Origin of the sequence: Pueribacillus theae, assembly GCF_003097615.1 — a bacterium.
GTDB classification, from domain to species: domain Bacteria; phylum Bacillota; class Bacilli; order Bacillales; family UBA6769; genus Pueribacillus; species Pueribacillus theae.
Map to the genome: position 1 here is coordinate 125,977 of NZ_QCZG01000002.1, position 24,197 is coordinate 150,173.

Consider the following 24,197-nt stretch of genomic DNA (forward strand, 5'->3'; position numbering starts at 1 on the left):
CTCTATATTTACTGCAATAACTTTCACGCTTTTGCTATAATAGGTATTGAAAGTATAGTTGGAGGGAATTTTATGCCTACACCGAGCATGGAAGATTATATTGAGCAAATTTATTTATTAATTGAAGATAAAGGTTACGCAAGAGTTTCTGATATTGCGGAAATACTTGGAGTCCATCCTTCCTCTGTCACGAAAATGGTACAAAAATTAGATAAAAAAAAATATTTGATCTACGAAAAATACAGAGGGTTAGTGTTGACGCCGAAAGGCAAAAAAACCGGGAAACATTTTGTTTACCGGCATGATTTGCTGGAAGAGCTGCTGCGCATTATCGGAGTGGAAGAAAGCAAAATTTACGAAGAAGTAGAAGGAATTGAGCATCACCTAAGCTTGGAAACCGTCGATCGTATAAGCGACCTCGTTGAATATTTCAAAGAAGATGAAAATCGCATGAAAGACTTAAAAGCGATTCAGCTAAAAAATGAAGAGCAGGAAGCGTAATCTTATTGCAGCAACGGAGTAACTTTTTCTAGGAGCTTTTCGATTTTTTTTGCATTTCCACTATACATTTGCTTGGCAGTTTTTGAGTCTGTTGCAAGTGCAAAAAGCTCAAGATCTGCTTGGCATTTTTTAATTGTGGCAAGCAATAAAGGGATCTGTACGGGTTCAGGAACCGTAATTTTATCATCAAACAAATCTACCGTTAGCTGCCCCATCGTATCAACTTGCCCAAGAAAGACGTTTTCAATCGCAACACCGATTTTTTCAAGCTCTGTTTTCAGCCATTGTCTGTTGAGTCCCCGATTTTTTAACGCTTCATCCATAATTTCCCCGTCCATAATGACGGTCTGCGGCTCTTTGACAACCGCTGTAGAAATGTTTAAATCTTTTGGTGTTACAGGTTGTTTGTCCTTTTTTAACAAAACACTTAATTCTCCGCTTGATTCAAGCGTCGCAAATTCGACGTCGGAAACTGAGAATACCTTCTGCTTTCTTAATTGACTCAATAAATTATCTGTGGAATAATTTTCTTTTTTTAGATTATCTTCTAAAATTTTACCGTCTTTAATAAAAATCGTTGCCTTTCCTTCGATAAAATCACGTACTTTTTTATTTTTTAAAGAAAGAAAATTGAAAAGAATAGGTATGGCTATCCAGATCAAAATACTTATTGCTCCATAAACGAATGGAATTCCACGATCGATAGAAAGCGTGCCAGCGATCGCTCCGATCGTAATCCCGATCACATATTCAAAGAAAGACATCTCGGATATTTGTTTTTTCCCTAGAAATTTAATGATAAAAAAAATCCCGATTAAAATAACAAAAGAACGTAATGCAATTTCCAACCATGCAGGCATGGGCAACCCTCCCTTTCTTTAAAAACCTTTGTATTGCGGCTCCTCCATTTCCAGCTCGCTTATCCTTTTTTTTAAATCGTCGATCACGCTTTCACAGCTCATCATCGCTTCATGAAGTTCTCTTTGCGTCTCCCCGTTCGTGGATTGCACGGCGAGTGTTGAGAGGGTGGCCTGGACATTTTTCATACTGGCTAAACATTGTTTTACTCCTGAAGCTACCGTCATTCGCTTTCCTCCTATCCTTTTGGTTTAAACAACAGAGCGCCAAGAAAGCCAAAGATAATGGCGGCGGAGATTCCTGCGCTCGTTACTTCGAACATCCCTGTTACAACGCCAATTAACCCATGTTTTTCAGCTTCTTGCATTGCGCCGTTAACAAGGGAATTGCCAAAACTCATGATCGGCACTGTAGCTCCGGCTCCTGCAAAATCAATTAACCGATCATACAAGCCGAAACCACTAAGAACGGCGCCAATGACAACAAAAGTACTCAATGTATGGCCTGGAGAAAGTTTGAAAACGTCAAACATAATTTGCCCGATTACGCAAATAAGTCCACCGATGAGAAAAGCCCAAAAAAAGATCATGATAAGCCACCTCCATATTCAATTGCCACTGCATGGGCAATACAAGGGATTGTCTCCTTTTGTTGGTAAGAAAGCGGCGATAACAACGCACCGGTAGCAACTGCAAGAATTTTGTTAAATTCCCCCTTTTTCATCCTGTTTAACAAATGGCCGTAAACCACAACTGCCGAACAACCCGTCCCGCTTCCGCCAGCGAAAACTTGCTGGTCTTTTTCATAAATCATTAATCCACAATCTAAGTATTTAGATTCATCAATGTCAATGTGATGTTTATGAAATAAGTCCAATGATACGTCCCGCCCGATTTTTCCAAGATCACCCGTTACAATGAAGTCGTATTCATTAATATCCATGCCTGTATCCTTTAAATGAGCTTCAATCGTATCGACTGCCGCCGGCGCCATCGCCCCGCCCATATTAAGCGGGTCGGACAAGCCCATATCAACCACTTTCCCAATGGTAGCCGAAGTGATGCAAGGCCCCTCTCCTTCAGATGTAATCAACGCTGCCCCGGCACCTGTAACCGTCCATTGGGCAGTCGGCGGCTTCTGTGCACCATATTCCGTCGGGTACCTGAATTGCCTTTCCGCCGAGGCATTATGGCTTACAGCCCCTGTCAACACATGGTTTCCCGCACCGCTGTTAACGATAAGCGCTGAAAGCGCCAGCCCTTCCATCGATGTGGAACAAGCCCCGAACAAGCCAAGGTAGGGAGCTCCTATCGTTCTCGCCGCAAAATTAACAGGAGTGAGCTGATTAATAAGATTTCCTGCTAACATAAACTGAACTTTGTCTTTTGTAATCCCCGCTTTCTCTGTTGTTCGCAAGAACGCTTCTTCCAAAAGGACGTTTTCAGCCTTTTCATAAGAATCCTGACCCATCCAAAGATCCTCATGCAACACATCAAAATCATCAGCTATCTTTCCTCTTGCTTCAAATGGACCGCCAACTGTTGCACTTGATTTGATGACAGGTTTATTTTCAAATTTCCAAGTCCTGTGTCCCTGTAGCATGTTAAAAACCACCCCATTGTATGATAATGGTCTTTATAAGCGCAATGACAAATGCAGAAAACACGCCAAACACGATGACAGAACCGGCCAGTTTAAACATATTGCCGCCAACCCCTAATACAAATCCTTCGGAGCGGTGCTCAATGGCTGCTGAAATAACGGCATTTCCAAACCCTGTCACTGGAACAGCGGTTCCCGCGCCCGCAAATTGGGCAATTCGGTCGTAAATTCCAAACCCCGTAAGAAGCATTGAAATAAAAATTAAAACGGCAACGGTTGGGTTCCCGGCAGTTTGTTCCGTAAAATCAAACTGGTAAATGAAAAAGGTTTGAATCACCTGTCCAATTAAACAGATAAAACCCCCGACTAAAAAGGCTTTTATGCAGTTTTTTAAAACTGGGCGTTTTGTTTCACTTTTTTTTTGCAGCTCTTGGTAATCCTGCTGAACAGGGGTTAAATTTTTCTTTTTATTGTTCGACATAACGAAAACCTCATTTCGTTTTTGCGGTTAAGTTTTTTCTTTCATCAATTTCTGGATTTTTTCAATTTCTTTCTTCCACTTTTTTGGTGCTACGTTTTCATTTTCAACTTTGTCTTGCAATTTTTCGATTTCCATCATAATTTTCGTATCATGTGTTACTTCTACTTTTACTTTTTTAAAGTCTTTTTTTAATTGCGATTTAATTTCTTTTTCAATTTCTTTTAAGTTAAAGCGCTCAAATTGCTCAACTTCAAACGCCACTAAAAGCAAATTTTCGGTATTTACCGCGTTTGCTTTTGTTATTTCTTCTTTTTTGAGCACTTTTTCAACCGCTTCGTTCGACAGGTTTTGATCGATTGAGCTCTCATTGGACGTTTGGGTAATGATCGGATTTTTCGTCTCCTGCTCTTCAGGTGAGCAGCCAACGATTAAACACATAAAAAATGTAAATATCATGATAATCGGTTGTTTTTTTATTATCAAATTAGGCACCTCATTTAATTAAGGTTCAAAAAAGGTTGGTGATACAAACCACCAACCCTACTGGAACTATTGCTGTTTGTATTGAGGTTCTTCTGCTTCTATTTCTTTCAACCTTGCATCAACGGTATCAACAATCATTTGAGTTTGTTTGGCCGCATTTTGAAAGAGTTGTTTCGCTTGCTGGTTCTCTGTTTGAAGTGCAAAGCTTTCTAAACTAGCCTGGGCCCCTTTTAAGCTTGCCACTGTTTGTTGTACTTGGGTTGCAACCGTCATTTTTTATGTTCCTCCTCAAGAAGTAATATCATGGAACATTAATTAGAATGGGTTATTTTTTTGAAGATATGATTGTTATTTTTAACCAAAAAAAAACTCCTGAAAATAATCAGGAGGAGCTGTTGCTGCCTGTAAACCTGCTTAAAAAGGATTGCAGCCTTTCGCTTTCTGGATTGATTAAGATTTCTTCCGGCGGTCCTTCCGCTTCAATGACGCCTTCGTTAAGAAACAAAACCCGATCAGCAATATCTCTTGCGAAGTCCATTTCATGGGTGACAAGAATCATTGCCATTTCGCCTTCTTTCGCAAGGTCGCGAATAACTTCCAATACTTCGCCGACAAGCTCGGGATCCAATGCTGAAGTCACTTCATCGAACAGCATAATTTTCGGCCTCATGACAAGGGCCCTTGCCATCGCTACTCTTTGCTTTTGGCCGCCTGACAGCTGAGAAGGATAGAGATCGGTTTTATCGCCTAATCCTACTTTTTCCAGCATCTCGATTGAACGCTGTTTTGCTGATTCTTTGCTTTCTTTTTGCACATGGATTGGAGCTGCCATGCAATTTTCCAAAATAGTCATGTGAGGAAATAAGTTAAAATGTTGGAACACCATTCCGATATCTCCTCTTATTTTTCGTAAATGGCTTTCATTGGCATCGACTTGCTTTCCATTCCTTTCCATTTTCCATAAGTTATGGCCATTAACTTCAATCGTTCCTGATGTCGGTTGTTCCAATGTCATTAACATGCGGATAATCGTTGTCTTCCCTGAACCGCTCGGGCCGATTAACGCAACTTTTTCAGATGGTGAAATATTTAAATTAATTCCTTTTAATACATTGACATCACCGAATGATTTATATACATTTTTATATTTTACGATAGGTTCACCCATCAACACTCACCCTTCCTTTATTTAAACAGGTTTGGATTGCACAGTTTCCCGTTTGTCAAAACGCCGGTTGTATTTTTGTTCGAGTTTGCGAATTAAAACTGCTGACGGATAGCTTAGAAGTAAGAAAAAGATGGCAACAAGCGTTAATGGTTCAAGATATTTCCAATGCTGCGCTCCGTATTCGTTTGCCATATGAAGCATACCGACGACCCCAATTGTCGATGCAAGCGGAACTTCCTTGAACATGATGATTAAGTAATTTCCAAGCATTGGAATTGTCGGAGGCAAAGCCTGTGGCAAAATGATTTTCGTCCATGTTTTGCCTGTCGGGAAATTTAAAGCTCTTGCCGCTTCCCATTGCCCTTTGTCAACTGACTCAATTCCTGAACGGTATACTTCAGAAATATAAGTGCTGAAGTGAATACCGAGCCCTAGAATTGCTGCAACAAACGGATTTAGTGAAACCCCGACATAGGGAACCATCGGCCATGCATAGTATATAAAAAACAATTGGACAAGAGGCGGCGTTGAGCGTATAAATTCCATTATCCAAAAGACAATCCATTGAAACGGTCGACCCGGAATCTGCTTCACAAAAAACCAAAAGAACCCAAATACAAGTGAAAACAAATAACATGCAATCGTCAGCCCTAACGTCACCCACATTCCTTTAAAAACCATTGGGAATGCGTCGGCCATAACATTCCAATCCCAATTCATTTAGTTCGCCACTCCCTTCCTTGCGCTTCGTTCAAATTTTCTTGTGATTCCGATGAGCGGAAGTGCGAGAATAAAGTAAAAGACAAGAACGAAAATATAGACCGTTGGCGCTAATGAAAGATGTGTACTTCTGTAAATGTCGCCGTAATAAAGAATGTCAGTTAATCCTATTAAGGAGACAAGAGAAGTGGCTTTTAGCATATGAATGAGATAATTCCCGAATTCAGGGAGCATCATTTTTACGGCCTGAGGTAAAATAACAAGACGCATTCGCTGAAACCGCGACATGTTCAGCGCGATGGCAGCCTCTGTTTGTCCTTTGGATACAGATAGAATCGATCCCCGGACAATTTCAGACATGTATGCACCATAGTTTAATGAAATAGCGAGAATGCCCGCCCATAAGTCACTGCCCAATTGAATCCCAAAAAGGCCGGGCAACGCATATGAAAACCAAAATAATTGCACAATTAAAGAAGTGCCTCGAAATACTTCCACGTAAAATCCCGTAAATTTACTGAGAAAAATATTAGTAGACAATCGGCAAAACCCTGCAATAAATGCGATGATGTATGCTAAAACGGCAGACCCAACCAAAATGATTAGTGTAATTTTCAAACCTTTTAATAAAACAAAAAGGATTTCACCCAGTTCATTAATCGCAATCACCTCTTTAAATAGACATTATCGGGGCGATTTTCCCCTAACAAAATACCGCTTCCCGGAAAATAAATCGCACCCTATTTCAAAGGAAAAGGCCAGATTCTCTTATGTGGAACCTGACCTAGAAGAAATAGAAAATTAATATTCTTCGCCACTGCATACGTTTTCAGCCGTGATACCTTCCGGAACCATATTCATTTCCTCGGTAAATCCAGATTTCTCGGCAAGTTCAATTAATGTTCCGTCTTCTTTAATCTTTGCCAACGCTTCGTTATACGCATTTTTTAATGCTTCATTGTCTTTTCGGAATGCCGCCGCGCCGTAGCTTGGGACTCCCTCAATATCAGGTTGCTCAAAGTCTGTAACAAATTCGAGGTTGTTGTTATTTGCTGATTCCAGTGCCATTTTTATCGTCATTTCTGTTGCAGTTGTCGCATGGGCTCTCCCTGACTCAACAGCTGAGAAAGAAGCCGGAATATCGGGTACACTCATGATTTGATCCTTGCTGACGCCTTCTCTAATAAGAAATTCATTTTCAGTGGCGCCGGCCATGACCGCAACCTTTATATCAGGATGATCAGCAATGTCTTTATAACTATGCAGATTTTCCGGATTTCCAGCCTTGACAACTAAACCTTCTCCATACTGTAATTCCGGCTCAGCGAATGCCGCATTTTTACAGCGGTCAGGAGTGATCGCCATGCCCGCCGTAATAACATCGAATTTGCCTGCATTCAAACCAGGAATCAATTGTCCGAAATCAGAAAGCTGGCCTTCCACTTTGTCAATGCCCATTTCTTTGAAAACGGCTTTTGCAATGTCTACGGCTGCGCCTTTTAGTTCACCGTCCTCTTCATAGGCATAAGGCTTTTCATTGGCAAAACCAATCGTCACTGACCCTTTTTCTTTTAAACTGGCTAATAAATTATCAGAATCTTCTCCATCACCCGAGCTGCCGGACGAACCACATGCAGCAAGCACTAGTAATAAAGCAAATAAAATAGCAGAGTTAAAGAGTTTTTTCACGGTTTACCCCCTCTTAAAAAAATGGATGCTTTGCAGTATTTTCTTACTATAAAGTTGTTAAAAGCATATCAAGAGCAAAAATAGGATGCAAAGCTGATATAACCGAAATATTTTGAATTATTTTGTCTCATCTTGCTTACGGGCTATTTACATCCCAATTTTCTTTTACTTCTTGCTTGATCGTTCCATTTCCTAACCTATTCCCAAAAAAAGTGTTTTAAAAACAGAAAAAACTTCCAACTTAAATTGGAAGTTTTTTATAGCATAAAAATTCATAGTCGTACGGGTTTTTATCATTCTTTATTCCTTTTTCTCTTGAAACGAGCTGCCACTTCTCCATGTCAATCTCAGGAAAATACGTATCGCCGTCAAATTCTTCGTTAATGAATGTAATATACATTTTGTCTGCATAAGGCAGAAATTGAGGAAAAATTTCTGCACCGCCAATGACAAAACCTTCTTCATTCGGCTGAATGGAGGCAATTGCATCTTCGACGGTGTGTACAATAATACAGCCTTCAGCATTAAAATTTTTGTCCCTTGTCAAAATGACATTTCGGCGGTTTGGGAGCGGCCGCCCAATGGAAGCATATGTTTTCCTGCCCATAATGATTGTATTGCCGGTCGTTTTTTTCTTAAAAAAGGCAAGATCAGCAGGCAGCCTCCACGGCAAATCATTGTCCTTGCCAATTAACCGGTTTTTGTCCATTGCGACTAAAAAAGAAATCATACCGAGACTTCCCCTTTAATATGCGGATGAGGATTGTAATCTACGATCTCAAAATCTTCGTATTTAAAATCGAAGATGGAATTGACATCCGGATTGATTTTCAAGATGGGAAGGGGTCTCGGCTCCCTTGTTAATTGCAGCTTCACCTGCTTGATATGATTCGTATAAATATGCGTATCTCCAAACGAATGGACAAATTCCCCCGGCTTCAATCCGCATACTTGCGCAATCATCATCGTAAGCAATGAATAGGAAGCGATATTAAACGGAACACCGAGAAATACGTCAGCACTGCGCTGGTACAATTGGCAAGACAATTTCCCATCAGCCACATAAAATTGAAACAGGCAATGGCAAGGCGGCAACGCCATTTTGCCGACGTCAGCCACATTCCACGCACTTACAATCAACCTTCTTGAGTCGGGATTGTGCTTAATTTGGTGAACGACTTCCTTGATTTGATCGATTGTTCCTCCGTTGCCATCTGGCCATGAACGCCATTGATAGCCGTATACTGGGCCGAGATCTCCATTTTCATCTGCCCATTCATTCCATATTTTCACACCATTTTCGTTCAAATACTGAATGTTCGTATCACCTTTTAAAAACCATAGCAGCTCGTGAATAATTGATTTCGTATGCAGTTTTTTTGTTGTTAACAAAGGAAAGCCATCCGCTAAATTGAATCGCATTTGGTAGCCGAAAATACTGATTGTTCCTGTCCCTGTGCGATCTGATTTTTCGGTTCCGTGTTCCAAAATGTGTTGACACAATTCGAGATATTGTTTCATTCGTATCCCCGGCCTCTCTGCCTTTCTTTAAGCATTTTGTTTCTGAAGCTCACGCCTATACATGTTGCGCGGATGTGCCCTGCATTCATCAGAGCAGGAACGTTGATATTTTTCCTCGCATTCTTCACAGCAAACGTGCTGCCTGTTGCAATCCGGGTTCGCGCAGTTTACATAGCGATCTTCTTTTTTCCCGCAATAATAGCAGTTGGAAACGATGATATTTTCTTTTTTATTAATTGGCACCGAGATTCTTTCATCAAATACGTAGCATTTTCCGTCGTAAAGCTCCCCTTGCACTTCTTCATCTTTTCCGTACATAATAATGCCGCCGTGCAGTTGCCCGACATCTTTAAAGCCTTCTTCAAGCAAGAAACCGGTAAGTTTCTCACAACGGATACCGCCGGTGCAATACGCGAGGATTTTCTTATCTTTATGCTCACTCAAGTTTTCTTTAACCCATTTTGGCAAGTCGCGGAATGCATCAACGCCCGGGTTAATCGCTCCGCGGAAATGGCCGATTTCATATTCGTAGTCATTTCGGGCATCAAGGACAATAACGTCTTCTTTCTGCATTTCTTCGTAAAATTCTTTCGGGCTTAAATATTTTCCCGTTTTCTCGTTTGGGTTAATATCGTTTTCGAGGCGAAGCGATACAATTTCTTTCCTTGGGCGGACAAACATTTTTTTGAATGCGTGTCCATCCGCTTCATCGATCTTGAATTCCATATCTGCAAAGCGCGGATCGTTATGAATCGTTTCCATATATTTATTCGTTTGTTCAACTGTTCCGGAAACTGTGCCATTGATGCCTTCTTCGGCAACAAGGATTCTTCCTTTAAGGCCCAATTCTTTGCAGAAAGCGAGATGCTCTGCAGCGAATTCTTCGTGATTTTCAATATGGACATATTTGTAATAAAGTAAAATTTGGTATGATTTTTTGCTTTCCAATAGCAAACATCACCTTTCAAAATTATATTTACAACATATCATCTTACCAAAAAAACACACGACACTCCAATTTAAAGTTCTACAAAACCGTTACAAAATATTGGATTTCTTGATTTTCTCAACTGCCTTTTTCAGCTTTCCTTCATGTTGCACAAGTGCGATTCTAACATACCCTTCGCCATACTCACCGAACGCATTTCCCGGGGTAACGACAACCCCTGCCCGATCAATTAACTCATATGTAAATTTTAAAGAGGTGAACCCGCTTGGAATTGGCGCCCAAATAAACATCGTCGCATCGGGTGTATCAATCTTCCATCCAATCTCATTCAATCCGTCCACTAGCACATCACGGCGCGCTTTATAAATGTAACGGTTTTTATCCAAAAATTGCGCTCCCTCCATTAATGCTTTTGTTGCTGCTTTTTGGATCGGCATAAAAACCCCGTAATCCAAATTAGACTTTAATCGGCCCAACGCTTTAATGATATGGTGATTTCCTGCAAGATAAGCAATCCGGCAGCCCGCCATATTAAAGCTTTTTGACAAAGAATTGAATTCAACCCCGATTTCTTTTGCCCCATCTACCGATAAAAAACTTATCGGCTTTTCATTCGTAAAGTTTAACTCTGAATAGGCGAAGTCATGAACGACAACGATGCTGTGTTTTCTTGCGAATGCCACAACCTCTTCAAAAAATTCCTTTGTAGGCATAACTGGAACAGGATTGCCCGGATAATTAAGAAACATAAGCTTTGCCTTTTTTACAACAGTTTCTGGGATTTCGTTTAGATTCGGAAAAAAATTGTTTTCTTTCTTTAATGGCATCCGATAGGCTTCAGCGCGTGCTAAATCAATGCCGATTTGGTAAGCTGGATAGCAAGGATCCGGCATTAATACGACGTCGCCTGGATCCGTTAAAATTAGCGGCAGGTGCACAAGCCCGTCTTGTGACCCGGATAACTGCAATATTTCCGTCTCTTTATCCAGTTCGACATTGTATCGATTCCGATAAAAAAATGAAACAGCCGATAAAAACTCATCGGTTCCAGTGAGCGTATAGCCATACTGAGTTTCGTCACAGACTGAGCGCGCGAGTTCATCCATCATGAATGTTGGCGGCGGTAGATCAGGGCTTCCGATGCTTAAATCAATGATTTCTTTTCCTTCAGCGATCTTTTTCTTTTTATACTGGGCCATTTCGCTAAATACACTTGTTTTGAACTTTGTCATTAAAGCAGATGTGTACATAATTTATGCCCCTCCCCTTTTTACACTACCATCATTCTAACATGAAAAAAGGGACTCACTTAAGAAAAACAAAGCCAAACATTATTGGCTTTGTTTTTGGATAGCTTCTTCTATTTCAGCTAAAAATACGTGATCGAGATACGATAATAAAGAATCGTAAGATTTTTCAACAACAGAAAATTCGGGTTCATACATAAAATCTTTAACAAATTTCTCGATTTTCTTAGAAAGAAAATCATCTTTCGTTAAAGTCATCAAATGAATTAAGTCGCTGCATGCCATTCGATGGAGGTAGAATAAGGCAGCATCATAATCATGAGACATCAGTCGTAATCCCCCCTTCTTTAGTAAGGAGATTACAGTTAGTATGCGATAAATGAGCGGGATTACTTTGAAAAAAATTATCCATTTAAAGATTAAACGCCCTCATGACCACCGTTTACAATTCAATTTTCTTCCCTTAGAATGAATAGAGGGAATATAGTTAATGAAATGTCAAATTCACTAACAAGGGAGTTTTTCGAAAAATGGGAAAAAAGAAGCCGATTGATCTAGGAAACCGTATCCACTTAATTGACGGCTTTGATCTTGGGTTTGAAAACAGGACAGGCACCTATGTGATAAATGAAGAAAAATTAACGCTGATTGAAACTTGTGCTAGCCCTTCAATTCCGTACATCCTTCAAGGTTTGGAGGATTTACATATCAATCCTGAACAAGTTGAGTATATTATTGTTACGCATATTCACCTTGATCATGCCGGCGGTGCAGGTTTGCTTATGGAGAAGTGCCCAAATGCAAAGCTTGTTGTTCACCCTAAAGGAGCAAGGCACATGGCTGACCCGTCTCGCTTAATCCAAGGGGCAAAAGCAGTTTACGGTGAAAAATTCGAACAGTTTTTCAGTCCGATTTTACCCGTTCCTGAAGAGAGAATTTTGATAAAGGGAGAGAATGACACACTTCGAATAAGCGATCATTGTGAACTTTTATTTTTAGATACGCCGGGACATGCGAACCATCATTTCAGTATTTACGATCCTGTCAGCAACGGCATCTTCGTAGGCGATACGCTTGGAATTCAACACACGCATATTGAAGAATTTGGTTTTAAATTATTTTTGCCGGCAACTTCACCCAATCAATTTGACCCGGACAAAACTTTGCATTCCATGGAAAAAATCAAAAAAATGGATGTCGAACGCATTTACTTTGGCCATTTCAGCGTGACGGATCAAGTTGAAGAGGCATACCGGCAAATTGAATATTGGCTTCCTGTTTATGTGAATACAGGGAAAGAAGTATTAAGCGAAGGAAAAGAGATGAATGAACTCGCTGACAGATTGTTTGATAAAATAAGCGAAAGGCTGATAAATGAACATAACGTTCCAACAGATCACGTCACTTTTGAAATTCTGAAGATGGATCTGCAAGTATTCTCGATGGGGGTCATGGATTACCTTATGAAAAAAGAAAAATCCGGGGTGAAATAGCACTCCGGATTTTTTGAATTATCTTATTTGCGGATTCAAAAAGGAGGACAAAAAGAGCCGAGAAGTTCGAGGAAGCAAAGTTCTGAGACTTGCACAGGAGGTGCTGACTTCTGCGTTGTGCACAGGACGTGCACGTTTTTAGCAGAAGAACCTTCGAACCGTTTGTAGGATACGTGAGTACCGCAAGAATGAAGCTGACGAAGAAATTCGACAGCTTAAGTTGTTCGACTAAAAGCATCACGTCCTGTGATAACGTCGAACTGATTCACATCCTGTGAATCTCCGGACTTTTTGAATTACCTTATTCGCGGATTTGCCCCGTTCCTTCAATAACATATTTATTCGTTGTCAACGCTTTTAATCCCATTGGCCCTCTTGCATGGAGTTTTTGCGTGCTGATCCCGATTTCTGCGCCAAAGCCAAATTCGAACCCGTCGGTAAACCTTGTTGAGGCATTGTGGTATAATGCGGCAGCGTCAACTGCTTGAAAGAACCGCTTTACATTCCCTTCATTTTCGCTGACAATTGCTTCAGAGTGTTTCGTTCCGTAGTCGTTAATATGTTCGATGGCTTCTTCAACATCGTTCACTACTTTAATCGCAATCGTATTGTCTAAAAATTCCGTAGCCCAGTCTTCTTCTGTTGCTTTCTTTACATCAGTGGCGTGCTGAACAACATAATCGTCACCGAGGCATGCCACGCCATTTGTTTGCAAATCTTTTACAACATCGCCTAGATGAGCATCTGCCCAGCGCTTATGGATTAACAATGTTTCAATCGCATTGCAAACGGAAGGGCGCTGTGTTTTTGCATTTACCGCAATATCTATCGCCATTTGCTTTTCAGCAGACTCATCGATATATACGTGGCAATTTCCTGCCCCAGTCTCCAAAACCGGAACCGTTGAGTTGTTTACTACAGTTTTTATTAAGCCGGCTCCACCTCTTGGTATTAGGACATCAAGGTAATCATTCAGCTTAAACATGGCAGATGCGGCCTCGCGGCTCGTATCCTCAATTAATTGGACAGCATCAGCGGGCAAAGCGGTTTTTTCGAGCGCTTGATGAATGATGGTGACGAGCGCTTTGTTTGATTCAATCGCTGAAGAGCTTCCCCTAAGAATAACAGCATTTCCCGTTTTCAGGCAAAGGCCGGCAGCATCAACGGTTACATTCGGCCTCGCTTCATAAATCATGCCGACGACCCCTAAAGGGACCCGTACACTTGTAATTTGAAGGCCGTTCGGGCGTTCCCAGGATTCGATTTTTTCCCCGACCGGATCTTTTAATTTCGCAACTTGGTTCAGCCCTTCCGCAATATCATTTATTCTCTTTTCTGTCAATGTCAGCCTATCGATCAGTGCGCTGCTTAAGCCTGTCTCTTTACCGTTTTGGATATCGAGCTCGTTTTTCGATAGGATGAAATCTTTATGATTGATTAATTCATCAGCGATTGTATTTAATGCCGCGTTTTTTTCTTCCGTCGTCGTTGCCGATAAAATGGCTGAAGCTTTTTTCGCTTTTTTCGCTTTTTCAATTAATTCCATTTTTCTCCATCTCCTTTTCAATGTAGAATTTTAAACCACCCCATGATTGAGAGAATAAAGATGATCTTCCAGAAAAGACTTCTCTGCCAAATCCTCGGAAAAAACCAATTCGAAACAAGTTTTTAATGAAGGATCATCTTTATTTTTAAACAATGGAATCATCCTTCCTTAATTAGATTAAAATCATATGGTCACGATGAACGACCTCGCTTGCATTTCGTTCCGTTACATGCTTTGCATCAAAGCTGGCCATTCCTTTCACTTTCTTTAATTCGTTTGACGTATAGTTAACTTGCCCGCGTGCGATTTGCTTTCCTCGGATATTTTTAATTTCAACGACGTCATTAACTGAAAATTCGCCTTCAATTTTAACGATTCCTGCAGGAAGCAAGCTTTTTCCCATATTCAATAAAGCGGCTTCCGCTCCTTCGTCTACGACAATTGCTCCGGATATTTGGGAATGGAGGCCAAGCCATTGTTTATTGTTCGTTATTCTTGCCGTTTTAGGGGACCCGATGTATGTGCCATCGCCTTTGCCTTCGATGACGTCAAGCAATTTATCTTCTCCCTCGCCTGTTCCGATAAAGCATTTTACTCCGAGTGACAGTGCGGTTTTTGCCGCCAACAATTTCGTTTTCATCCCTCCCGTGCCCACTGATGAACCGGAAGCGCTTGTTTCTTCAATGCGGCCATCACTGATTTCACTGATAAAGTTATACTTTTTTGCGTCAGGATGTTCTCTCGGATTTTTATCATACAATCCATTAATATCCGTTAAAAGGATTAATAGATCGGCGCTAATAATCCCACTGACTAAAGCCGAGAGCATATCATTATCGCCGAATGTCAGTTCATCAATTGCAACAGAATCATTCTCGTTAATAATAGGGATCACATCTCTGCGTAGCAATTCTGACAACGCTTGAAAAATATTTCTGTACTGTTCCCTGTTTTTAAAGTTGTTTCTCGTTAACAGCATTTGAGCGGTAATCATATTGTAACGCGCGAAAGATTCGCCGTAATGCTGCATTAACAGTGACTGTCCGACAGCTGCGGCGGATTGCCTTCCGGCAATCGTGACAGGCCTTGCAGGATAACCGAGTTTTTTAAACCCCGCTGCGACGGCTCCTGACGAAATAAGAACAACTTCATTGCCTTTTTGTTTCAATTTCGCGATAGCGTCAACATGTTCATGTAATTTATCTTCAGATAATCCACCAGTTTCATTTGTTAACGAGCTGCTGCCGATCTTAACGACAATTCTTTGTTTCTTCACGAAAAATCACCTTTCAATATAAAAAAACTTTCCAATCCTTGTAAAAGGACGGAAAGTTTCCGTGGTACCACCTTTTTTGGCATAAGTATGCCCACTCTTTTCCTGTAACGGAGAATATCCGGTCAATGCTTAACCATTGACAGCTCAAGGGCAGGTTCAAAAGTGCCATGCAATGGAATCTTTCAGCCGATGGATTCCACTCTCTTGTGCACGCTTGCTTTCTACTGATCCCTTTCAACGCAAGTTTAATTTAAACATATACCGATTCAATCTGAAAATTATTATGTCTTAAGACATGCGCATTGTCAACTTATCTGCTCAAGATTCGTCTGTAACCGCACCTTTAGCTGCAGAGTCTCGCATAGTTACCTAGAACGTTTTGGATGCTTAAGAGGCGGTTCTTGCCACTCACTGAGGCGGCGTTCGAGCTCTTCATCAGAAATATCAAAGGAAATTTCTTGCATGATACTGACACAGTAATCGCGTTTAAAATAAGAGGTGCCCCTCTAGCTTGTTCCGCTCCTCTTTTTGTTTCTATTGCAAGTTTATCAATAGGTATATTACATAATCAAATTGTTAATTACGTCTTTTTTAAAAGTTTGTCTCCGTATTTTTGCAGTTCTTCACCTACTGAGCATTCCCTGATACAAAAGCGCTGTGCATGATTCTTTCCATACGTTTGGCGCAAAAACTGTTTAAGGAAGCAATCTGTGCAATAGGTATCAAGTATGTCGTTCACTTTACAAATGACTTGTTTACGCTGCAAGGTCTTCCACTCCTAAATGTTCGATTCATTGTAACGGTTGTTCAAAAAATCTGGAGACTCACAAAATGTGAGACAGCTCAGAACTTGCTTCCTCGGAGGAACCAGGTTGGCAGCATTTCAACGTTGGCCACAGAACGTCGCCTTCATTCAGTTGAAATCGGGCTCTTTTTGTCCTCCATTTTGGACACGAATTTAAAGCGTCTTTTGTGCTATTCTCTCTTTTATTATGATAAAATAGAACAGGAAAGATGTAAAAATAATTATTGAATGGAATTTATTAGAAAAAAAGAAGTAAGGAGCTTTGTCATGCCAATTAATATTCCCGTTGATTTGCCCGCAAAAGAAATATTAGAGAATGAAAATATTTTTGTAATGGATAATCAAAGAGCCTATACACAAGATATTCGGCCATTAAATATTGTCATTTTGAACCTTATGCCTGAAAAAGAAAAAACAGAAACACATTTATTACGGTTGCTTGGCAATTCGCCTTTGCAAGTGAATATTACACTGCTAGCGCCGATTACCCATCAACCAAAAACAACGGCTAAGTCCCATTTGGAATCATTTTATTCGAGCTTTGGGGATATACAAGATGCAAAATTTGATGGGATGATTATTACCGGCGCCCCTATTGAACATCTTGAATTTGAAGAAGTGACATACTGGGATGAAATAAAAGAAATTATGGACTGGACAAAAACGAATGTCACCTCTACTCTCCATATTTGCTGGGGAGCGCAAGCAGCCCTTTATTACCATTACGGAATACAAAAATATGAGTTAAATGAGAAACTTACAGGAATCTTTCAACACCGGGTTTTGAAAAACAATGTCAAACTTTTACGGGGGTTTGACGACCTCTTCAACGTACCTCATTCCCGCTTTACCGAAGTACGCAAAGAGGACATTGAAAAAGTAAAAGATTTATCAGTCTTATGTGAATCAGATGAAGCCGGGGTGGCAATTGTTGCGAACCAGGGCGGCAGCCAAATCTTTGTGACAGGCCACTTAGAGTATGACGTATGTACACTTAGAGACGAGTATGTCAGAGATTCAAAAAAAGGGTTGCATATTTTGCCAAAGCACTATTTTCCTAATGACGACCCAAATATTCTGCCGCTGCATACTTGGCGTTCACACGCTTACCTCCTGTTTAGCAATTGGCTAAACTACTACGTTTATCAAGAAACACCTTACGATTGGAAATAACGAACCTGAAAGAGCCGCACTTTTGGGCGGCTTTTCTTCATGGATAAATCACGCTTAAAAGGACAGGAAAAATGATAAAAACAAGATCTCAAGCCATTGATTTGGTTTATTCTTCCTATAACCGGGCAAGTCAAATGACAAAAAGGAACTTAATTAGAAAACAAGAGCGATCGCGCCAGCTTTTACACGCAATTGGCAACCCAGACGCCGGTAAGAAGATTATCCTTGTGGCCGGAAGCAAAGGAAAAGGTTCAACAGCCAAGTTTATCTCTTCTTTACTTGCGTCTTTATCTTATAAAGTGGGGTTGTTCACATCACCCCATCAGTTTACGTTTAATGAAAGAATCCAATTAAACGGGGAGAATATTCCAGACAACGCTTTTATAAAAATCGCAAACAGCATGTATCCGCATGTACAAGAGATTGACCGCCAATTGGATGCTAATGAATATTTGGGACCCATCGCGATTAATTTAGCGATCGCTCTTCTCTACTTTGAAGAACAGAATGTTGATTACATTGTTCTTGAAGTTGGAAAAGGCGGCCTTTTTGATGACACAAACGTCGTAGATAACAAGTGGGCGGTCATTACCCCAATTTTTGAGGAGCATGTTCAGGAGCTGGGGCCCGGCATTTCAAACATTGCTGACCATAAATTAGGCATCATAAAAAACAGCAGCACTTCTGTCATTATAAGCAAACAGCGCCCGGATGTCCGGCAATACATTAATAAAAAGCTTTCAAGCCAATCGAATGAAATTTTCCGTTATGGCACTGATTTTAACGCCATTATATCCAAGGTTACGATCAATGGCACGATATTTCATATCGATACGAAACAAACAGCCTACAGCAATTTGTCCGTCCCTTTGTTGGGGGCATTCCAATGCGAAAATATTGCGGCGGCCATACAAGCTTGTGAAATAATTTTGAAAACCGCAATAAGCCGTACGATGATTGGGCATTGGCTGGCATCCCTGCAAAATCCCGGGAGATGTGAAGTTATTTTAAAAAAACCAGTCGTGATAGCGGATGCGGCGATTAATCGGGACTCTGCCCAATATATACAGGAAGTCGTTAAAAGTTTTAACCCTTCCTGTCTTATTACCGTCCTTGGCTTATCAGAAGACAAAGACTACAAAGGGATTATTCATGTCGTGAAACGTTTTTCAAATGAATTGATCATTACGAAACCGGAAAACGGATATAAAACATTTCGCGAAGAGAACGTCGCAAAATATGCAGAAAATCTCCTTTCGGTCGAATTCATTTCCTCTATACCCGAGGCATGCAAAAAAGCGCTCCAAACCAAACATGCCGATTTTATTCTTTTTTTAGGCAATCACTCATTTATTGCCGAAGCAAAACAATGGTTTGAAAAAGAAGCGTTAGTAAACATGGCTTAACGTTATAAAAGCAAATGACAATATGAAATGAAGAACCCCTTTTGGATGCCATTCCAAAAAGGGGTCATTTATTTATGCATATTTTTTTAGCAATTCTTTATACTGTTTTGATAAAGAATAAAACTTTTCCTCATCATGATTGTCAAGCGCACAATCAATTTGTGCCTTCATCTCTTCTTTCTTCGCTTTAAAGAGTGCTTCATCAATCACCATTTGAGAAAAGATGTCTAACATAAATGCATCTTCTTTTCTCTTTCTATCCATAGCAGATTTTTTCATGTTTTCTTTATAGGAGTTTTCGTGTCTCATGTTAGTGCCTCCTCTGCTTTTTTTAATTATACCGAATTCAGTAAAAGATTTCAATCCACTTTTTAGTCTTTTCAGAAAATTGTTTCCTTCATTTCCCAAAAAACTGTCAAGAATATGCAAATAAGTATGCTAAAATAAGGGAAGAACCGATTGAAAGGAGATTTAGTTTATGTCAGCCAAAATTGGATTTATCGGCCTAGGCGCGATGGGGCTGCCTATGGCAAAAAATTTAGTAAAAGCAAATTATGATGTAATTGGACTGAACCGCAGCAAAGGCAAAGAACAGCTATTTATTGACGCAGGCGGCAAAGGAGGCTACACATTATCTGAAATCGTTCAAGAATGTGATATCCTTATGACGTGCCTTCCCTTCCCCCACGATGTTGAAGAGGTGATACTAGGCGATGAAGGAATTGTAAAGCATGGGCGGAACGGTCAATATCTTATCGATTTCAGTACGGTTTCCCCTACATTGAATCAGAAAGTGTATGAAAAGGCAAATGAAAAAGGAATGAAGTTCCTAGATGCTCCGATAAGCGGCGGCAATTTCGGTGCGGAAGAAGGAACGCTCAGCATTATGGTTGGCGGCGACAAAGAAGTCTTTGAAAGTATGTTGCCATACTTTCAAATATTAGGGGAGAACATTTATCATGTCGGCAAATGCGGGAGCGGCTCGATCGTCAAGCTCGTTAATAATCTTATGGTCGGCTTTCATACCCAAGCTGTTGCAGAAGCTCTTAATCTTGGGGAGAAGATGGGTGTTGATTCAGATGTGCTATTTGACATCTTACATTCAAGCTATGCGCAAAGCCGGGTTTTCGATCGGCATTATGAAAATTTTATTTCAAAAAATGAATATGAACCAGGCTTTGCAATGAAATTATTACATAAAGATTTAAAAATTGCCGGTGAACTTGCCGATGAGAAAAACATTCCCTTGCCAATTGGCAAACAAGTAACCGCTATGATGAAGGAAGCAGTTGATTCCGGCCATGGCGACGATGATATGAGTGCGCTTTATCTTTACTTAAAGAAATAACGGCATACATAAGAAAAACGCTGGCGCGGCTTTCTTAGAAAGTCAGAGGTCAGATTGGTCTACATTTGCAAAAGAGACAAATTTATACGTTAACTTTTTAAAAAATGAACTTGGCATCGAAATGGCCAAGTTCTTTTGCATGTTAAACCTCCATGATTTTGTTGCAAAGCGATTGTAATTCCTGGATGTCAACATTCGGAGCGAGCGCTGAAAGCTGTCCATCGAAATAATCATTAATCTCTCGTTCCAATCGGCGCTTTAGCTTCTCGGTTTCTTCGTTGAATATTTCATCATAATAAGCTGAAAGCTGTTTGCGATTTACGGAAAGATAATCTTCGACAGGTGATTGAAACGCTGTTTCAATCGCTTCTCTCATTTCTTTTTTTCCATCCAGTTCAAAAAAGTGCTTCGTATTTTTGAACTTGGCTAAGATAGGATACAGGGCTGGGACGTTCACTGTATCAAATGGCTCATGAAATTGCGGCAGTTCGATCGAATCCATTTCAAAATTGTGTAAAAACGACGATGAAGAACGTTCATGTATGCTTTTTTCCGCTTGATTGAACGTTGATTTGATCTGCTTCGAAAGAAACGCTTCAATTCTAAGCGATGTTGCCCGCACTTCCTGTGCAAGATCAAATCCTATGAAATCCACAAGTTCTTGTAAACAGCCTTTTAATTTTTCCTTTACCGGCTGTTTATCATTCTGAAGCACAGCCGGGTTGAATGCTTGCTGAAACATTTCATTATACCGAAGGAAAAGCCGCTGTTTTACATAGTAAAATAATTCTTCGATCTCTTGTAAAAGCGCCCGTTTATCTGAAGCAAGCTCAATCGATCGGACTTCGTTTATTAAATCATTGCGCAGTTGTTCAGATTGCCTTCTCTTCTCTTCGCGCTTTTCAGAACTAAGCTGGGCGGATTCGATCCATTCCTTCAATGTTTCAACTGTTCGGCTGATTTCTGTGTTCGCAGCATCAACTGCGGCTGCTGTCAATTCTTTCGACGTAAATAAATGAAACGATCGTTCGAAGGCTTCAATTTTTGATTGGACATATCCCTTTTCTGATAGGTCGGTGACGTTGCCGCTCGTTGCTTTCATCATCCCCATTAACCGTGTCTCTTGCTCGGTGCTTAACTTTCTCTTTTGCCCGATTTTGGATAGCAAAGCCATTTGGCTAGAGACAGGGAAAATTCTAGGATGGCGAATTCCATATTGCAATAGATTGCCATTCACATGCTCAAGCACCATTTCAAGTTCATCGTTTGATTTCGCCAAATCAGCCGCATTGACGATAAAAAACATTTTATCCAGTTCAAAAATATCTTTGACTCTTCCAAGTTGGATGAGGAACTCTTTATCGGCATGTGAGAATGCATGATTATAGTACGTCACAAATAAAATGGCGTCGGCATTTTTGATATACTCAAACGCCACCCCTGTATGCCTTGCGTTAACCGAATCCGCTCCAGGCGTGTCAACTAGCGTAATTCCTTCTTGAGTCAATGGACAATCATAATAAAGTTCAATCCATTCAACAAAACAAGCCTTCTCTTCATCCGCAACAAATTGCTCGAACTCTTTGAGCGAAATCGTCATTTCACTTCCAGCATGATTACGGTAGAAATCAATTCCTCTTCTTACCGCTTGTAAAAAAGAAAAGTGTGGTTTCTCTTTTGGAGAAAGCTCATCCGCTTTGATTGTATCGATGGTTTCCCTGGTTCCATGAATTGTGTCCACTTGCTTATTAAAATACTTTAATGAAGATTGGATATCCTCCAATAACAGCTTCTCTGGCTTCATTTTTACAACAACGGTTCCGTGAGGATGTTCATCGTTCACAGGCAAAATTTTGTTTATTGTCGCAGTCGTTGGATTTGGAGAAACAGGAAGTACGTGATCCCCAATCAATGCATTGGCAAATGAAGACTTGCCTGCACTGAACGCGCCAAACAGCGCAACCGTATATTGCTTGTTCTCAAGACGGTTCGCCCGTTCAATCATTTCCTTCGCTGTTGTTTTAAATCCGCTGAGTCCCTTTATTTCTTTTGAGACAGCTTTTAATTTATGAACGGTGTGTAAAATAGCTTCTCTTGAATTTTCCACTTCGTCCTGTTTATCATTTTGCTGCTCAACAGGCGGCCCATCAAAGTCCACTTCTTGGCTTTTATTCTCTCCTTCATATAAGTCATCACTGTTTGCAATCGAAACCTGTTTTTCATTCGGCAGGTTTTTTATTGCTTTCTCAATCTCGCTTTGCTCTGCAAAGTGTTCCTCATTTAAAATGGCTAATAGCGCTGTTTTGTTTGACTGCTCCTCTTTTTCCAAATGATTTTTTGCCTGGAAAGCGTTGATGATTTTACTAGTTTCACCAATCTGTTGTTCCAGTTTTTGATTTTCTTGATCCAAATGGAATTGGAGGCGTTCCATTAACCGATCAAGGACGCGCAATCCAAATTGTTTAAATGCTTTCTTTACTTCTTCAGCGACATCTTCGGTGTATTTAAGAATGTAGTCTCCATTCACACTTGCGCCCGGTTTCACAAGTTCATTTAATAATGTTTGCTGAATCTCAATTTCTTCATTGTAAATCGATGTAAATAGGCCATTGCCATCCTCTATGCCGTAGTCTTTTGCTTTGTTCACAAGCAATTGCTTAATATGCCAATCCAGTTGTGCTGAAACTTTCTCCATAAAATTTGTATAGAACGCTTGCAGCCTTCTGTCTCGCTCTTCTTCCGTCTTCTTTTTCGAAAAAAACATTCCGACTTTAAAGTTCGCTTGTTTTGACTCTAAAAAGCTTTTCGCCAAATCTCTTGTTTCGAAAGGCATAAGGATCGCATTGTTTAAAATTTTAGCCAGTTCATTTTTCAGTTCGTCCTCGAATTGATGAAGCTTTGTTTCATTGTTTTTCTTTTTCTGTGACGCCTCTTCATACTCTTCTTTTATTTTACTTATTTCAATGTTTGATAGAGTGGAAATCTGCTTATGAAGCTCTTCTTTTTTCGATTCATTTAATGACTTTAACCAATGGTAATGTTCATTAATGACGGATACTGTTGCATTCCAAAGATTTTCATGAAATGCTTCATCTTTCTGTTCGATGAGGGAATGAATGAACTGCTTTAATTGCTGAAATTCATTATGGACATGTTCTTTATTTTGCAAAGACGTATAAAATACACCATCAGGTTGAATGTTCCAGTTCTGAAAAGCATCATCGACACCTTGCCTGAAGTCGGCAAAAGATATTTCTTCAGAATGATGTTTATCGATTTGATTAATGACAAAGTACACTTTTTTCCCTTGTTCTTTAATTTCCTTCGCAAAATGAAAATTGAGTTCAGACTGCACGTGGTTGTAATCCATCACGTAAAACACAATATCGGCTAAATGAAGAGATGATGCCGTCGCAACTCGGTGCGCATCATCGGTTGAATCAATTCCGGGTGTGTCCATGATGACGACATTTTCAGGAAAATGAATGCTCGGATGGCTGATTTCTACTGATTCGACTTCATCCCCATCTACACAATATTTCTTTACTTTGTTTATATCGTATGGATAGGAAAATTGAATAGGCTGTTGCTGTTTAAAATAAATGCGGGCCCAAGGCTCGCCTGCCTTCACCTTTACTAAATTTGCACTTGTCGGAATCGGGCTTGAAGGCAGTAGATCTTCTTCCCACAGCTCATTGATCATACTCGATTTACCTGCTGAAAAATGGCCGCAAAAACCGATTGAAAATTCGTTATGCTTCACTTTCTCGACTAACTGCAAAATTTTCCGTGCATTATTTTCGTCGCCTTTTGCCTGCATTTTCTCTCTTATGACGGCAAGCCGGCCCACCCAATCATTTATATTAATCACTGTTGCTTCTTGTGTAATAGCAAGCTTAGAATTCATCGTTCTTCCCCAATCTTTATCTGT

26 protein-coding genes and 1 other annotated feature are annotated in these 24,197 nt (G+C 40.3%); of the genes, 5 read left to right on the forward strand and 21 right to left on the reverse strand.

Features of this window, described 5'->3' with window-relative positions:
- Window positions 1-72 precede the first annotated feature (72 nt).
- Complete coding sequence (mntR, locus tag DCC39_RS02055; RefSeq protein ID WP_116553213.1) at window positions 73-501, forward strand: transcriptional regulator MntR; 429 nt, start codon at window positions 73-75, stop codon at window positions 499-501.
- A gap of 2 nt (window positions 502-503) precedes the next feature.
- On the opposite strand, the gene DCC39_RS02060 is transcribed toward mntR, so the two are convergent.
- From DCC39_RS02060 to DCC39_RS02135, 16 genes are all read right to left on the reverse strand, one after another.
- A complete protein-coding gene (locus DCC39_RS02060; protein ID WP_116553214.1) occupies window positions 504-1,361 on the reverse strand; it encodes a DUF421 domain-containing protein in 858 nt (285 codons plus the stop codon).
- Window positions 1,362-1,379: 18 nt separating this feature from the next.
- Window positions 1,380-1,586: a DUF1657 domain-containing protein gene (locus tag DCC39_RS02065; protein ID WP_116553215.1), complete on the reverse strand. Its 207-nt coding sequence runs from the start codon at window positions 1,584-1,586 to the stop codon at window positions 1,380-1,382.
- Window positions 1,587-1,597: 11 nt separating this feature from the next.
- Entirely contained in the window at window positions 1,598-1,948 is a 351-nt protein-coding gene (gene spoVAE / locus DCC39_RS02070) for a stage V sporulation protein AE (RefSeq protein ID WP_116553216.1), read from the reverse strand.
- On the reverse strand, window positions 1,945-2,961 hold the full coding sequence (gene spoVAD / locus DCC39_RS02075) for a stage V sporulation protein AD (protein WP_116553217.1): 1,017 nt from the start codon (window positions 2,959-2,961) through the stop codon (window positions 1,945-1,947). The genes spoVAE and spoVAD overlap by 4 nt, the downstream gene beginning before the upstream one ends.
- Window position 2,962: 1 nt before the next feature.
- The gene (gene spoVAC, locus DCC39_RS02080; RefSeq protein WP_116553218.1) at window positions 2,963-3,442 is read right to left on the reverse strand and encodes a stage V sporulation protein AC; all 480 of its coding nucleotides are present in this window, start codon (window positions 3,440-3,442) and stop codon (window positions 2,963-2,965) included.
- A gap of 27 nt (window positions 3,443-3,469) precedes the next feature.
- Entirely contained in the window at window positions 3,470-3,925 is a 456-nt protein-coding gene (locus tag DCC39_RS02085) for a YhcN/YlaJ family sporulation lipoprotein (RefSeq protein WP_116553219.1), read from the reverse strand.
- 66 nt (window positions 3,926-3,991) lie between these two features.
- The gene (locus tag DCC39_RS02090) at window positions 3,992-4,198 is read right to left on the reverse strand and encodes a DUF1657 domain-containing protein (RefSeq protein WP_116553220.1); all 207 of its coding nucleotides are present in this window, start codon (window positions 4,196-4,198) and stop codon (window positions 3,992-3,994) included.
- A 109-nt stretch (window positions 4,199-4,307) separates the two neighbouring features.
- On the reverse strand, window positions 4,308-5,093 hold the full coding sequence (gene ehuA / locus DCC39_RS02095) for an ectoine/hydroxyectoine ABC transporter ATP-binding protein EhuA (protein ID WP_116553221.1): 786 nt from the start codon (window positions 5,091-5,093) through the stop codon (window positions 4,308-4,310).
- 21 nt (window positions 5,094-5,114) lie between these two features.
- Entirely contained in the window at window positions 5,115-5,813 is a 699-nt protein-coding gene (gene ehuD / locus DCC39_RS02100) for an ectoine/hydroxyectoine ABC transporter permease subunit EhuD (protein ID WP_116553222.1), read from the reverse strand.
- A complete protein-coding gene (locus DCC39_RS02105) occupies window positions 5,814-6,473 on the reverse strand; it encodes an amino acid ABC transporter permease (protein ID WP_116553272.1) in 660 nt (219 codons plus the stop codon).
- A 141-nt stretch (window positions 6,474-6,614) separates the two neighbouring features.
- Entirely contained in the window at window positions 6,615-7,502 is an 888-nt protein-coding gene (gene ehuB, locus DCC39_RS02110) for an ectoine/hydroxyectoine ABC transporter substrate-binding protein EhuB (protein WP_116553223.1), read from the reverse strand.
- 241 nt (window positions 7,503-7,743) lie between these two features.
- Entirely contained in the window at window positions 7,744-8,232 is a 489-nt protein-coding gene (locus tag DCC39_RS02115; RefSeq protein WP_116553224.1) for a dihydrofolate reductase, read from the reverse strand.
- Window positions 8,229-9,023: a thymidylate synthase gene (locus tag DCC39_RS02120; RefSeq protein ID WP_116553225.1), complete on the reverse strand. Its 795-nt coding sequence runs from the start codon at window positions 9,021-9,023 to the stop codon at window positions 8,229-8,231. The genes DCC39_RS02115 and DCC39_RS02120 overlap by 4 nt, the downstream gene beginning before the upstream one ends.
- 27 nt (window positions 9,024-9,050) lie before the next feature.
- Window positions 9,051-9,971, reverse strand: a complete 921-nt coding sequence (gene trhO / locus DCC39_RS02125; protein WP_116553226.1) for an oxygen-dependent tRNA uridine(34) hydroxylase TrhO — start codon at window positions 9,969-9,971, stop codon at window positions 9,051-9,053.
- A gap of 90 nt (window positions 9,972-10,061) precedes the next feature.
- Complete coding sequence (locus DCC39_RS02130; protein ID WP_407071829.1) at window positions 10,062-11,225, reverse strand: LL-diaminopimelate aminotransferase; 1,164 nt, start codon at window positions 11,223-11,225, stop codon at window positions 10,062-10,064.
- 78 nt (window positions 11,226-11,303) lie between these two features.
- On the reverse strand, window positions 11,304-11,546 hold the full coding sequence (locus DCC39_RS02135) for a YhdB family protein (protein WP_240613491.1): 243 nt from the start codon (window positions 11,544-11,546) through the stop codon (window positions 11,304-11,306).
- A gap of 203 nt (window positions 11,547-11,749) precedes the next feature.
- Here DCC39_RS02135 and DCC39_RS02140 point away from each other — a divergent pair, with 203 nt between their 5' ends.
- Window positions 11,750-12,712: an MBL fold metallo-hydrolase gene (locus DCC39_RS02140; RefSeq protein WP_116553228.1), complete on the forward strand. Its 963-nt coding sequence runs from the start codon at window positions 11,750-11,752 to the stop codon at window positions 12,710-12,712.
- Window positions 12,713-13,013: 301 nt separating this feature from the next.
- Here DCC39_RS02140 and DCC39_RS02145 read toward each other — a convergent pair whose 3' ends face one another.
- The 3 genes from DCC39_RS02145 to DCC39_RS02155 all read right to left on the reverse strand — a co-directional run bounded on the left by DCC39_RS02145 (window position 13,014) and on the right by DCC39_RS02155 (window position 16,300).
- Window positions 13,014-14,258 carry a glutamate-5-semialdehyde dehydrogenase gene (locus tag DCC39_RS02145; protein ID WP_116553229.1) on the reverse strand — a complete coding sequence of 415 codons (1,245 nt, stop codon included), beginning with the start codon at window positions 14,256-14,258 and terminating at the stop codon, window positions 13,014-13,016.
- Window positions 14,259-14,430: 172 nt separating this feature from the next.
- Complete coding sequence (gene proB / locus DCC39_RS02150) at window positions 14,431-15,534, reverse strand: glutamate 5-kinase (protein WP_116553230.1); 1,104 nt, start codon at window positions 15,532-15,534, stop codon at window positions 14,431-14,433.
- Between the two features lie 41 nt (window positions 15,535-15,575).
- Window positions 15,576-15,781, reverse strand: a binding site (T-box leader).
- A gap of 333 nt (window positions 15,782-16,114) precedes the next feature.
- Complete coding sequence (locus DCC39_RS02155) at window positions 16,115-16,300, reverse strand: zinc-finger domain-containing protein (protein WP_116553231.1); 186 nt, start codon at window positions 16,298-16,300, stop codon at window positions 16,115-16,117.
- 306 nt (window positions 16,301-16,606) lie between these two features.
- Between DCC39_RS02155 and metA the strand changes: the two genes are divergently transcribed.
- Both metA and DCC39_RS02165 read left to right on the forward strand, forming a co-directional pair.
- Window positions 16,607-17,512 (forward strand): homoserine O-acetyltransferase MetA, encoded by a 906-nt coding sequence (gene metA, locus DCC39_RS02160; RefSeq protein WP_116553274.1) that lies wholly within the window; start codon window positions 16,607-16,609, stop codon window positions 17,510-17,512.
- A gap of 71 nt (window positions 17,513-17,583) precedes the next feature.
- A complete protein-coding gene (locus tag DCC39_RS02165; RefSeq protein WP_116553232.1) occupies window positions 17,584-18,918 on the forward strand; it encodes a bifunctional folylpolyglutamate synthase/dihydrofolate synthase in 1,335 nt (444 codons plus the stop codon).
- Window positions 18,919-18,990: 72 nt separating this feature from the next.
- Here the strand turns inward: DCC39_RS02165 and DCC39_RS02170 are convergent, their stop codons facing one another.
- Window positions 18,991-19,227 (reverse strand): IDEAL domain-containing protein, encoded by a 237-nt coding sequence (locus tag DCC39_RS02170; protein WP_116553233.1) that lies wholly within the window; start codon window positions 19,225-19,227, stop codon window positions 18,991-18,993.
- 169 nt (window positions 19,228-19,396) lie between these two features.
- Here DCC39_RS02170 and DCC39_RS02175 point away from each other — a divergent pair, with 169 nt between their 5' ends.
- Window positions 19,397-20,266 carry an NAD(P)-dependent oxidoreductase gene (locus DCC39_RS02175; protein ID WP_116553234.1) on the forward strand — a complete coding sequence of 290 codons (870 nt, stop codon included), beginning with the start codon at window positions 19,397-19,399 and terminating at the stop codon, window positions 20,264-20,266.
- Between the two features lie 142 nt (window positions 20,267-20,408).
- Here DCC39_RS02175 and DCC39_RS02180 read toward each other — a convergent pair whose 3' ends face one another.
- Window positions 20,409-24,173: a dynamin family protein gene (locus tag DCC39_RS02180; protein WP_116553235.1), complete on the reverse strand. Its 3,765-nt coding sequence runs from the start codon at window positions 24,171-24,173 to the stop codon at window positions 20,409-20,411.
- Window positions 24,174-24,197 lie beyond the last annotated feature (24 nt).